The organism is Flavobacterium fryxellicola (assembly GCF_900143245.1).
GTDB lineage: Bacteria > Bacteroidota > Bacteroidia > Flavobacteriales > Flavobacteriaceae > Flavobacterium > Flavobacterium fryxellicola.
In genome coordinates this window covers 270,129-282,811 of sequence record NZ_FRDK01000001.1, presented here as the reverse complement: position 1 = coordinate 282,811, position 12,683 = coordinate 270,129, and the positions used below count along the sequence as shown (strand labels likewise).

General features: G+C 36.2%; 12 protein-coding genes. All 12 read left to right on the top strand.

Features of this window, described 5'->3' with window-relative positions:
* Positions 1-17: 17 nt before the first annotated feature.
* The 12 genes from BUA03_RS01225 to BUA03_RS01170 all read left to right on the top strand — a co-directional run bounded on the left by BUA03_RS01225 (position 18) and on the right by BUA03_RS01170 (position 12,519).
* A complete protein-coding gene (locus BUA03_RS01225) occupies positions 18-1,256 on the top strand; it encodes an NADH-quinone oxidoreductase subunit D (RefSeq protein WP_066079380.1) in 1,239 nt (412 codons plus the stop codon).
* Positions 1,257-1,306: 50 nt separating this feature from the next.
* Complete coding sequence (locus tag BUA03_RS01220; RefSeq protein ID WP_066079382.1) at positions 1,307-1,837, top strand: complex I 24 kDa subunit family protein; 531 nt, start codon at positions 1,307-1,309, stop codon at positions 1,835-1,837.
* 1 nt (position 1,838) lies between these two features.
* On the top strand, positions 1,839-3,206 hold the full coding sequence (gene nuoF, locus BUA03_RS01215) for an NADH-quinone oxidoreductase subunit NuoF (protein ID WP_066079386.1): 1,368 nt from the start codon (positions 1,839-1,841) through the stop codon (positions 3,204-3,206).
* 67 nt (positions 3,207-3,273) lie between these two features.
* Positions 3,274-4,323 (top strand): NADH-quinone oxidoreductase subunit G, encoded by a 1,050-nt coding sequence (locus BUA03_RS01210; RefSeq protein ID WP_066079389.1) that lies wholly within the window; start codon positions 3,274-3,276, stop codon positions 4,321-4,323.
* Positions 4,316-5,368: an NADH-quinone oxidoreductase subunit NuoH gene (gene nuoH / locus BUA03_RS01205; protein ID WP_066079392.1), complete on the top strand. Its 1,053-nt coding sequence runs from the start codon at positions 4,316-4,318 to the stop codon at positions 5,366-5,368. The genes BUA03_RS01210 and nuoH overlap by 8 nt, the downstream gene beginning before the upstream one ends.
* 148 nt (positions 5,369-5,516) lie before the next feature.
* Positions 5,517-6,062, top strand: coding sequence for a NuoI/complex I 23 kDa subunit family protein (locus tag BUA03_RS01200; RefSeq protein WP_066079395.1), 546 nt, complete (start codon positions 5,517-5,519; stop codon positions 6,060-6,062).
* Positions 6,062-6,574 carry an NADH-quinone oxidoreductase subunit J family protein gene (locus BUA03_RS01195; RefSeq protein ID WP_066079398.1) on the top strand — a complete coding sequence of 171 codons (513 nt, stop codon included), beginning with the start codon at positions 6,062-6,064 and terminating at the stop codon, positions 6,572-6,574. The genes BUA03_RS01200 and BUA03_RS01195 overlap by 1 nt, the downstream gene beginning before the upstream one ends.
* A 1-nt stretch (position 6,575) precedes the next feature.
* Complete coding sequence (gene nuoK / locus BUA03_RS01190; RefSeq protein ID WP_066079401.1) at positions 6,576-6,896, top strand: NADH-quinone oxidoreductase subunit NuoK; 321 nt, start codon at positions 6,576-6,578, stop codon at positions 6,894-6,896.
* A 6-nt stretch (positions 6,897-6,902) separates the two neighbouring features.
* Positions 6,903-8,786 (top strand): NADH-quinone oxidoreductase subunit L, encoded by a 1,884-nt coding sequence (gene nuoL, locus BUA03_RS01185; protein ID WP_066079405.1) that lies wholly within the window; start codon positions 6,903-6,905, stop codon positions 8,784-8,786.
* A gap of 9 nt (positions 8,787-8,795) precedes the next feature.
* Positions 8,796-10,238: a complex I subunit 4 family protein gene (locus BUA03_RS01180; RefSeq protein ID WP_066079410.1), complete on the top strand. Its 1,443-nt coding sequence runs from the start codon at positions 8,796-8,798 to the stop codon at positions 10,236-10,238.
* A gap of 13 nt (positions 10,239-10,251) precedes the next feature.
* Positions 10,252-11,622 carry an NADH-quinone oxidoreductase subunit N gene (locus BUA03_RS01175; RefSeq protein WP_066079413.1) on the top strand — a complete coding sequence of 457 codons (1,371 nt, stop codon included), beginning with the start codon at positions 10,252-10,254 and terminating at the stop codon, positions 11,620-11,622.
* Between the two features lie 180 nt (positions 11,623-11,802).
* Positions 11,803-12,519, top strand: a complete 717-nt coding sequence (locus BUA03_RS01170) for a DsbA family oxidoreductase (RefSeq protein ID WP_066079415.1) — start codon at positions 11,803-11,805, stop codon at positions 12,517-12,519.
* Positions 12,520-12,683 lie beyond the last annotated feature (164 nt).

Here is a 12,683-nt window from a genome sequence, read left to right as displayed (position 1 = left end):
TTTTTCACATTAAATAAATGTCAGAACTATTATTACCACCAGAGCATCGCTATGCTAAAAGAATTGCAGCCCAACTAAATGAAGATGGAAGCGAGCTTTCGATCTTGAATTTAGGGCCAACACACCCAGCTACACATGGTATCTTTCAAAATATCTTGTTGATGGATGGAGAAAGAATTCTGGAAGCAGAGCCAACTATTGGGTACATTCATAGAGCTTTCGAAAAAATTGCTGAAAATCGTCCTTTTTACCAAATCACGCCACTTACGGACAGAATGAATTATTGTTCTTCACCTATAAACAATATGGGTTGGTGGATGACGTTAGAAAAATTGTTGGATATTGAAGTTCCTAAACGAGCGCAGTATTTAAGAGTTATAGTAATGGAATTGGCAAGAATCACGGATCATATTATCTGTAATTCGATCCTTGGTGTGGATACAGGTGCTTACACGGGGTTTTTATACGTGTTTCAATTTAGAGAAAAAGTCTACGAAATCTATGAAGAAATTTGTGGAGCTCGTTTGACAACCAATATGGGAAGAATTGGTGGTTTCGAAAGAGATTGGTCACCGAAGGCATTTGAATTACTAAACACGTTTTTAGAAGAATTTCCAGCAGCTTGGAAGGAATTTGAAAACTTATTCGAAAGAAATAGAATATTTATTGATAGAACGGTAAATGTGGGAGCAATAACTGCTGAACAAGCTATGGCTTATGGTTTTACAGGTCCAAATTTACGTGCTGCAGGAGTTGATTATGATGTTCGAGTATCGCAACCGTATTCCTCTTACGAAGATTTTGACTTTATTATTCCTGTGGGGAAATCGGGAGATACGTACGATCGTTTTTGTGTTCGTAATGCCGAAGTTTGGGAGAGTTTAAGCATCATCCGACAAGCACTAGCTAAAATGCCGGAAGGAAATGATTTCCATGCTGATGTACCCGATTATTACCTTCCTCCAAAAGAAGATGTTTACCATAATATGGAATCCTTGATTTATCATTTTAAAATTGTAATGGGAGAGGTTCCTGTCCCTGTCGCCGAAGTTTATCATCCTGTAGAAGGTGGCAATGGAGAGCTGGGTTTTTATCTGGTAACTGATGGAAGCCGTACTCCTTATCGATTGCACTTCCGTAGACCTTGTTTTATTTACTATCAAGCGTATCCAGAAATGATTAAAGGAGCTTTGCTCTCAGATGCGATTGTTATTTTGTCGAGTTTAAATGTTATTGCAGGAGAGTTAGACGCTTAACGAATTAAGATTGCTGATTAACGATTTTAGATTTCAGATTTAAAAGAAAAATGGAAAGAACACATTACAAACAAGAAATAAACATGACTGAAGCGTTGATGTCTCGCATCAATGAGTTAATCAGTCATTATCCTGAAGACAAAAGAAAATCGGCTTTATTGCCGGTTTTGCATGAAGTGCAAGATGCTCATGAAAACTGGTTGAGTATCGAATTGATGGATAAAGTAGCTGAAATTATTCAAATAAAACCAATCGAGGTTTATGAAGTAGTTTCATTTTACACCATGTACAATCAAAGACCAATTGGGAAATACATGTTTGAATTTTGCCAAACTTCACCATGTTGTTTGAATGGAGTAGAAGATTTAATGGATTATACTTGCGAAAAGCTAGGTGTAAAAGTAGGTGAGCCTACTCCAGATGGTCTTTTTGAAGTAAGAGGCGTAGAATGTTTAGGAGCTTGTGGCTATGCGCCTATGATGCAATTAGGTGATTTTTACAAAGAACACTTGACAAAGGAAAAAGTAGATCAGTTAATTGAAGATTGCAAGAACGATACAATAATACTACACGATATATAATATGTCACATAAAATATTATTAGACAAAGTAACTATTCCGGGAATTAAAACCTATGAAGTGTACCGTGCCAACGGAGGTTATGCTTCAGTAGAAAAAGCCTTAAAAACATTAACACCTGACGAGGTAGTCGAAGAAGTGAAAACTTCGGGGTTGCGTGGTCGTGGTGGTGCTGGATTTCCAGCAGGAATGAAATGGAGTTTTATTGATAAAAAATCAGGTAAACCACGGCATTTAGTTTGTAATGCGGATGAATCAGAGCCAGGAACTTTCAAGGATCGGTATTTGATGGAATTTATTCCTCATTTATTGATTGAGGGAATGATTACTTCTAGTTATGCATTAGGAGCAAACCTATCGTATATCTACATTCGTGGAGAATATATGTGGGTTTATAAAATATTAGAAAGAGCCATCAACGAAGCAAAAGCTGCGGGATTTTTGGGAAAAAATATACTAGGTTCAGGTTACGATTTAGAACTTTATGTTCATTGTGGTGCTGGAGCTTACATTTGTGGAGAAGAAACGGCTCTGATTGAATCTTTAGAAGGAAAAAGAGGAAATCCTCGTATCAAACCACCATTTCCTGCAATTTCAGGACTTTGGGCTAATCCAACAGTGGTAAATAACGTAGAGACTATAGCCGCTGTGCCGTGGATTGTTAACAATTCGGGGGCAGAATATGCTAAAATTGGTATCGGTCGTTCTACGGGGACTAAGTTAATTTCGGCATCAGGACATATTAAAAACCCGGGTGTTTACGAAATTGAGTTGGGTTTAAGTGTGTATGAATTCATGAATTCTGATGAGTATTTAGGCGGAATGAGTTCTGATAGACCATTAAAAGCCTTTGTACCGGGAGGAAGTTCTGTTCCTGTTTTACCGGCACATTTAATTTATAAAACAGCAAACGGTGAAGATCGTTTAATGTCTTATGAATCATTGAGTGATGGCGGATTTGCAACGGGTTCGATGTTAGGTTCAGGAGGATTTATTGTTTATAACGATACGTCTTGCATTGTTCGTAATACTTGGAATTTCTCTCGTTTTTACCACCATGAAAGCTGTGGACAATGTTCCCCTTGTCGTGAAGGAACAGGTTGGATGGAAAAAGTATTGCATCGCATAGAAAATGGTCACGGTCGGGAAGAAGATATTGATTTGCTTTTGAGTATTCAAAGTAAAATTGAAGGAAATACAATTTGTCCTTTGGGTGACGCAGCAGCTTGGCCAGTGGCAGCGGCGATCCGTCATTTTAGAGAAGAATTTGAATACCATATTCGTTTTCCAGAAAAAATAAAAAATAGAGCTCATTTTGTTGCGGAACCTTTTGAAAAAGTAAAGCATTTAGTAGCTAAAGAATTGATTTAAGAGTGCTGATTAACGATTTTTGATTTCAGAATTAAGATACTCCATAGGAGTTAAATAGAGTTAAATAATGAAAGTAACAATAGACGGACAGTCAATAGAAGTTGAACCAGGAACAACAATCCTGCAGGCAGCACGCATGATTGGTGGAGAAGTAGTTCCGCCAGCAATGTGTTATTATTCTAAACTAAAAGGAAGCGGTGGAAAATGCCGTTGCTGTTTAGTTGAAGTTGCTAAAGGAAGTGAAGCTGATCCAAGACCAATGCCAAAATTAATGGCGTCTTGCGTAACAGGTTGTATGGACGGAATGGAAGTGAATAGTAAGTCATCGCCACGAGTTCAAGAAGCAAGGAAATCAGTAACTGAATTTTTGTTGATTAATCACCCGTTAGATTGTCCCGTTTGTGATCAGGCAGGAGAATGTGATTTGCAAAACTTAAGCTTTGAACACGGAAAATCAGAAACTCGTTTTGTAGAAGAGAAAAGAACATTTGAACCAGAAAACATTGGTCCAAATATTCAGTTGCACATGAACCGTTGTATTCTTTGCTACCGTTGTGTGATGGTTGCAGATCAATTGACGGATGATCGTGTACACGGTGTTATGGATCGAGGAGATCATTCTAATATTTCGACCTGTATTTCAAAAGCGGTTGATAATGAATTCTCTGGTAATATGATTGATGTGTGTCCGGTAGGAGCATTGACAGATAAGACGTTTCGATTCAAATCGAGAGTTTGGTTTAGTAAGCCTTATAATGCACACAGAGATTGCCCTACATGTTCTGGAAAAACTACTGTTTGGATGTTTGGAGATGAAATTCAACGCGTTACAGGAAGAAAAGACGAATACCATGAAGTAGATGAGTTTATTTGTAATGGTTGTCGCTTTGATCACAAAGATGTTAAAGATTGGATTATTGAAGGACCGAGAGCTTTTGAAAAAGATTCGGTTATCAACCAAAATAAATACAACAGAAAGTTAGAAAAAGTCGAAATAGCTACTGAAGCGCATATTCTTCTTGGTAGAAAAGAAGACCGAAAAAAAATAAGCATGGCTGAATTTCCATTGACCGAAGAAGATATTATAAATCAAAAAAGTCTGGGCAATAATGGATAGTACTATTATCATAGAAAAAAGTGTTATTATTGTAGCAGTTTTTGCTTTAACAATGTTGATGGCGATGTATTCCACTTGGGCAGAACGAAAAGTTGCCGCTTGGCTTCAAGATCGTGTTGGTCCTAACAGAGCGGGTCCTTTTGGATTGTTTCAACCCCTTGCTGATGGTTTAAAATTATTTTCGAAAGAGGAATTTGAACCGAATACACCAAATCGTTTTTTGTTTTTTGTAGGACCTGCCATTGCAATGAGTACGGCTTTGATGACAAGCGCGGTGATTCCTTGGGGAGACAGATTGCACTTGTTTGGACGAGATATTTTATTACAAGCTACCGACTTGAATATTGGGTTATTATACTTTATTGGAGTTGTGTCCGTGGGGGTTTATGGAATTATGATTGGGGGTTGGGCTTCAAATAATAAATTCTCCTTGATTGGTGCGGTTCGTGCTGCTTCTCAAATGGTTTCTTATGAAGTGGCCATGGGACTTTCCTTGATTGCCTTATTGATGATGACTGGGACTTTAAGTTTAAGAGAAATTTCGGCGCAACAAGCTGGGATGGATTGGAATGTTTTTTACCAACCATTATCTTTTATTATCTTTTTAATTTGTGCTTTCGCAGAAGCCAATAGAACTCCTTTTGATTTAGCGGAATGTGAAACAGAATTAATTGGAGGATACCACACAGAATATTCGTCGATGAAAATGGGATTCTATTTATTTGCTGAATATGCCAATATGTTTATCTCCTCTACTATTTTAGCAGTTTTATTCTTTGGAGGGTATAATTATCCGGGAATGAGTTGGGTAGTTGAAAATTGGGGTGTAAATATTGCCAATGTGATGGGATTTGGCGCTTTGTTTATCAAATTATGTGGGTTTATATTTTTCTTTATGTGGGTTCGTTGGACCATTCCAAGATTCAGATACGATCAGTTGATGCATTTGGGTTGGCGAATACTAATTCCATTATCCATTGTAAATATTATGATTACTGGAATTGTAATGTTAAGAGCGGATATTGCAGCCTATTTTGGTTTTTAACCACCTAATTGGAGAATTAAGTATTAAGGTAAAATAAGATTGAGATAGAAAAAGCCCTAGCCCTGATAGTAGTGTAAATCCTTTTAATCGCCGCAGCGAATAAAAGATTGAAACGGATAGCAGGAAACAGCTTCAAATAAAATAAAAAATGAGTATAGAAAGTATATCCTTATCGGGAAGAAAAAAGCTTGTCTCTAACAAGGAGATGACTTTTTGGGAGAGAATGTATTTGATAGCGATTGTCAAAGGGTTGATAATTACGATTCAGCATTTGTTTACTAGAAAAGTAACGATTCAATATCCAGAGCAGGTACGTGAAATGAGTCCGGTTTACCGCGGTCAACACATGTTGAAACGTGATGAAGAAGGTCGGGAAAACTGTACAGCTTGTGGCCTGTGCGCCTTGTCGTGTCCAGCGGAAGCAATTACGATGAAGGCAGAAGAGCGCAAAGCCGACGAAAAACATTTGTATAGAGAAGAGAAATATGCGTCTATCTATGAAATTAATATGTTGCGTTGTATTTTTTGTGGATTGTGTGAAGAGGCTTGTCCTAAAGATGCGATTTACTTGACTACTTCCAAAGTATTAGTTCCTTCGAGTTACGAAAGAGAAGATTTTATTTTTGGAAAAGATAAATTAGTCATGCCTTTAGATATCGCAATGAAAAATGCTCAACTTAAAAACGCTAATTAATGTCTACGATACTTATAATTTTTTGCGTACTATCCGCTGTTACTTTAGCAACCGCTTTTTTGACAATCTTTAGTAGAAATCCAATTCATAGTGCTATCTATTTAGTCATTTGTTTCTTTTCGATAGCAGGTCATTATCTTTTGTTAAATTCCCAGTTTTTAGCGATTGTTCATGTTATTGTGTATTCTGGAGCCATTATGATTTTGTTCCTCTTTACCATTATGTTGATGAATTTGAATGAAGAAAAAGAAGTGCACCGGCCAAGGATTACGCGGTTAGGAGCGATTGTTTCTTTTTGCTTAATTTGTTTAATATTGATCGCTATCTTCATCAACTCAAAACCGATTGTTGGAGAATATGTAACTACTGGCGAAGATTATCAGTCTATAAAAGTATTGGGTAAAGTACTATTGAATGAATATATGGTTCCTTTTGAATTTGCTTCTATTCTACTTTTAGTGGCTATGATTGGAACGGTATTATTGTCTAAAAAAGAAAAATTGCAAAAATAAGATGAACAATATTTTAAACCACATTGGTATTGAAAATTATATATTCCTAAGCGTAATACTTTTTTGTATTGGTGTTTTCGGAGTATTGTACAGACGAAATGCCATTATCGTATTTATGTCGATAGAAATTATGCTGAATGCCGTGAATCTTTTGTTTGTAGCATTTTCTACTTATCATCAAGATGCGCAAGGACAAGTTTTTGTGTTTTTCTCGATGGCAGTTGCTGCGGCAGAAGTTGCCGTAGGATTGGCAATTCTGGTTTCTATTTTTAGAAACTTAGGCTCCATTACTATCGATAATTTAAAAAACTTAAAAGGATAAACTATAATGAATACGAATTTAGCTTTACTCTTATTATTAGCTCCTTTTTTAGGATTTTTATTTAATATTTTCTTTGGATTGCGTGTAGGAAAAACACTTTCCGGCATAATCGGGACAATGGCTGTTGCTGTTTCGTTTGCTACCACATTTTACTTTTTTGGAGCAATTGCTGCAAAACCAGAAGGGATTCATATTTCACTTTTTGAATGGATTCAAATCAGTAATTTTAAAGTTGATTTTGGATTTCAATTGGACCAATTGTCCGTTTTATGGTTGCTATTCGTTACTGGAATTGGTTCGTTGATTCACTTGTATTCGATTAGTTACATGCATGATGATGAGAATATGCATAAATATTTTGCTTATTTGAATTTATTTGTATTTTTCATGATTACACTAGTAATTGGAAGCAATTTATTAGTAATGTTTATAGGATGGGAAGGCGTTGGTCTTTGTTCGTATTTGTTAATTGGATTCTGGCATAAAAACCAAGAATTTAATGATGCGGCAAAAAAGGCATTCATTATGAACCGTATTGGTGATTTAGGCTTGTTGATTGGGATTTTTATTTTAGGGATGTTATTTTCTACTTTAGATTTTGCCACATTGAAAACGGCTATTTCTGGTGCAACTGATCTAAATATGTATTGGCTTTCTGTAGCTGCTTTTGCTTTGTTTATTGGAGCTTGTGGTAAGTCAGCACAAATACCATTATATACGTGGTTACCGGATGCGATGGCAGGTCCAACGCCAGTTTCGGCATTGATTCACGCAGCGACCATGGTGACGGCGGGGATCTTTATGATTACGAGATTAAATTTCTTATTTGATTTGACTCCCGGTGTTCAAAATATAATTGCCATAGTTGGAGCGGTTACGGCTTTAGTAGCTGCAACGATTGGTTTGGTCCAAAATGACATCAAAAAAGTATTGGCTTATTCAACCGTTTCGCAATTGGGATTAATGTTCCTAGCCTTGGGATTGGGTGCGTATGAAGTAGCCGTGTTTCACGTTATCACTCATGCTTTTTTCAAAGCGTGTTTGTTCTTAGGATCCGGTTCTGTTATTCACGCTTTGCATGGAGAACAAGACATGCGTAATATGGGTGGTTTGAAAAAAGCGATGCCAATTACATTTGCGACGATGTTAATAGCTTCATTGGCTATTTCAGGAGTTCCATTATTCTCCGGTTTTTTCTCTAAGGATGAAATCTTATTAGTAGCTTTTCATCACAATATTCCGTTATGGATTGTGGCGTCTGTTGCTTCTATTATGACTGCTTTTTATATGTTCCGATTACTGTTTTTAACGTTTTTCCAAGAATTTAGAGGAACTGCAGAACAAAAACATCATTTGCACGAAAGTTCGTCTTTAATAACGATTCCCTTGATTGTTTTAGCGTTCTTGGCTACTGTCGGTGGGTTGATCAGTTTGCCAGGGAATAGTTGGTTGAATGAGTATTTAACTCCTATTTTACCCAAATTAGCCACCGCAGAACATCACTTAGGAACTACTGAATATATCTTGATGGCTATTGCTGTCGTGGGTGGATTAGTGGGAATTGGTATTGCTTACGCCAAATACATTAAACAAAATGCTGTTCCTAGTGAAGATGCAGCGATTACAGGTTTTTCTAAAGTGCTTTACAATAAATATTATGTTGATGAATTTTACGATGCTATTTTTGTAAGACCGATTAATATACTGTCTCGTTTTTTCAGAGATACTGTAGAAACGGGCTTGTCAGCTTTGGTATTTGGATTCGGAAAACTGACCAACGAAATAAGTTATCAAGGAAAGAAAGTTCAAAACGGAAGTATAGGTCTGTATCTTTTTGCCTTTGTTTTAGGCCTTTGTGCCATGGTTTCTTATTTATTTTTAGCTCAATAATTTTTCATTATGAACGTATCTCTTATTTTAATTATTCTTTTAGTTGGTGCTTTTGCAACCTTTCTTGCGGGTGATAAACTAGCTTCAAAAGTAGCATTGTTCTTTAGCTTAGCTGCTGCAGGCGCTTCTATTGTATTATTAAATCATTATAATTTAGGTGAAAATATTAGTTTCATCAATCAGTGGATCACACAGCCTAATATATCTTTTGCGCTTAAAGCAGATGGATTGTCCATGGCTATGCTTTTATTGACTACTGTTTTAACTCCTATCATTATATTTTCTTCTTTTGGGAACCAATATAAAAATTCCAAGTCATTTTATGCTTTGATTTTGTTTATGGCTTTTGCCATGGCGGGAACATTCTTGGCATCAGACGGTTTGTTGTATTATATCTTTTGGGAATTATCTTTGATACCTATTTACTTCATCGCCCTAGTCTGGGGTAACGGAGATGCAGAAGAACGTAAAAAAGCAGTTGTTAAATTTTTTATTTATACCCTAGCAGGTTCCTTGTTCATGCTAGTTGCCTTTGTTTATTTGTATCAAAAAGCGGGTAGCTTTTTAATAGAGGACTTGTACAAACTAAATTTATCTGCTGCAGAGCAATTATGGGTATTCCTTGCTTTTTTCTTGGCGTACGCCATAAAGATTCCGTTAATTCCCTTTCACACTTGGCAGGCTAATGTGTATCAAAAAGCGCCGACCGTTGGAACCATGCTTTTATCTGGTATCATGTTAAAAATGGGATTGTATAGCGTTATTCGTTGGCAATTGCCTCTGGCGCCATTGGCTGCTAAAGAATATATGTATATTTTCATCGGGCTTGGTATTGCAGGTGTGATCTACGGTTCAATCGTTGCACTAAAACAAAAAGATTTAAAGAAATTATTAGCCTATTCTTCCTTAGCTCACGTGGGTTTAATTGCTGCAGGTAGCTACACCTTGACGTTAGACGGCTTGCGTGGTGCAGTTTTACAAATGATTGCTCATGGATTTGTAGTTGTTGGATTGTTTTATACTGCGGAGATTATTTTCAGAAGATATGAAACTAGAGTACTTGCTGAAATGGGCGGTATTCGTGCACGGACTCCAAAATTCACTTCCCTATTTTTAATCTTGGTTGTGGCTTCGGTTGCGTTGCCATCTACTTTTAACTTTGTTGGAGAATTCACCGTTTTGTACAGTCTTTCTCAAATTAATATTTGGTTTGCCATTTTAGGCGGAACCACTATAATTTTAGGAGCTTATTATATGCTGAAAATGTTTCAACAGGCCATGTTAGGAGAGACCAATACACGAATATTTACGGATGTAACGAGTAATGAAGGGATAACTTTGATACTAATAATCGCCGTGTTATTCTTTTTTGGAATGTATCCAAAACCGATTATAGATTTGATCACACCAAGTCTTGAAGAAATTTTAATTCAAATAAACCGAATAAACTAAGTCAAGTAAAAAAATGAATACATTAATAGCTATAATAGGATTAGGTGTTTTATGCCTTTTATTTGAAATTTTTAATTTAAGAAAAGCCATTGTACCACTTACAATTATTGGATTGTTGGGAGTCCTTGGCCTGACCATCTCTGAATTTAATTCAACAGAAAGTTACTATAACAATATGATTGTTGTGAGTAAATTTTCGAGTACTTTTTCGTCCTTGTTTATTGTGCTTACCATTTTCTTAGTGACTTTAGGACATAATTTTTACGAAAATCACCAATCTAAAATCTCTGATTATATTGCCATAAAAATATTTTTATTGGCTGGGGCGGTGGCAATGGTTTCTTTTGGAAATCTAGCCATGTTCTTTTTAGGAATCGAAGTATTGTCTATTTCTCTTTATGTTCTTGCCGCTAGTGATCGTATGAATCTTAAAAGTAATGAAGCGGGAATGAAGTATTTCTTAATGGGATCTTTTGCTTCTGGAATCATTCTTTTTGGTATCTGTTTGATTTATGGAGCCATGGGAAGTTTTGATGTGACTGAAATCAGTGAGTTGTCACAATCAGCGGAATTGCCGGTATGGTTTCCTATTGGAATTGTGTTAGTAACGATAGGAATGTTGTTTAAAGTGGCTGCAGTGCCATTCCACTTTTGGGCTCCTGACGTATATGAAGGGTCTCCAGCCTTGACAACTGCTCTAATGAGTACGTTGGCCAAAGTAGTTGCTATGGCGACTTTATACAAATTATTATCCATAATGAATGCTGATGTTTCAGAGTCATTCAAAATTGTAATAGTTGTAATTTCTATGGCCTCGATGACCGTAGGAAATATTATGGCATTGAGACAAACAAATGTAAAAAGGATGTTGGCTTTCTCGGGTATTTCACATGCAGGATTCATGTTAATGACATTACTTAGTCTATCTACTTCAGCAGGAAGTTTGTTGTATTACGCTTCAGCGTATTCGCTATCTGGAATTGCTGCTTTCAGTGTAATCTTATACGTTTGTAAAAATAGAGATAATGAAGATGTTGTAAACTTTCATGGTTTAGGAAAAACGAATCCTTTGTTAGCGGCCATTCTCACTGCTTCTTTACTTTCTATGGCTGGTATTCCTATTTTTGCTGGATTCTTCGCTAAGTTGGTTTTATTTAGCCAAACGATTCAGGCCGGTTATCTAGCGTTAGTAATCGTAGCCGTGGTTAACTCTATTATAAGTGTGGGTTACTACTTTAAACTGATTTTGGCCATGTATTCCAAAGAGCCAAATGAAGAAAAAAAACCAACTCCATTCGTAATTTATGCAGTGGCTGTCGTTGCTATTGTTTTGAATATCGCATTAGGATTGTTTCCTTCTTTAGTGTTGGATTTATTGGTTTAAGCCAAATTTTCAAGATATTCCAAAAACCATCAATAGCAATGTTGATGGTTTTTTTATGTTCTAATGTAAACCAAATCCAAATTGTCAATTCATAATATAAATACAATACCTACTCTTTTTCCGTTTGTTTTTTGTAAATTTGTATATACAAATGATATAATTAGTACTAAAAAAAAGAAGATGGAGAATAAATTGAAAATACAGATCTGGTCGGATATTATGTGTCCGTTTTGTTATATTGGCAAAAGAAGAATAGAAGCTGCATTAGAGAACTTTGAACACAAGAAAGCGGTTGAAATTGAGTGGAAAAGTTTTCAGTTGGATGCAAGTTTTGTTGCTTCTCCGGATGACAATATGGTAACTCATTTAGCAGAGAAATATAGAAAAGACAGTGACTGGGCGCAAGGAATGCTTGATGATATGACGCAAAATGCGAAATCGGCAGGTTTGGATTTTCATTTTGAAAAGGCAGTTATGGCTAATTCATTGAACGCACATCGCTTGTTGCATTTGGCTAAAAAACACAACTTGGCAAATGACTTAGAAGAATTATTGTTCAAAGCGTACTTAACTGATGGCAAAAATATTAATGATTTAAGTACTTTGAAAGAGTTGGGAATGGAAGTAGGACTTCCAACTGAAGTCATAGACGAAGTATTACATTCTGATGCTTATGCAAAAGAGGTGCAACAGGACATCACTCAAGCACAGTCTATCGGTGTTCAAGGAGTTCCCTTTTTTGTGTTCGATAATAAATATTCAGTTTCTGGCGCACAACATGTTGAGACATTTGTAAATACGTTAGAGAAAGTTTGGGAAGAAGGTAAATTTCAAATAAATCCCATTTCGCTAAATACGACTGATGGTGACAGTTGTGGAGTTGATGGCTGTAATTAAAATAATATTATTTTAATATTTTTAATCTTTTAGTATGTAGCAAGGCTGTCCAAGAAAGGCAGCCTTTTTGCATTGTTTATAACGCTTTTGAAACCGGGAAAGAAAGTAAATTAAACTGGCTTTGCCATTTAGTTCAAACAAAAATTCCCGCTGATACGAATACC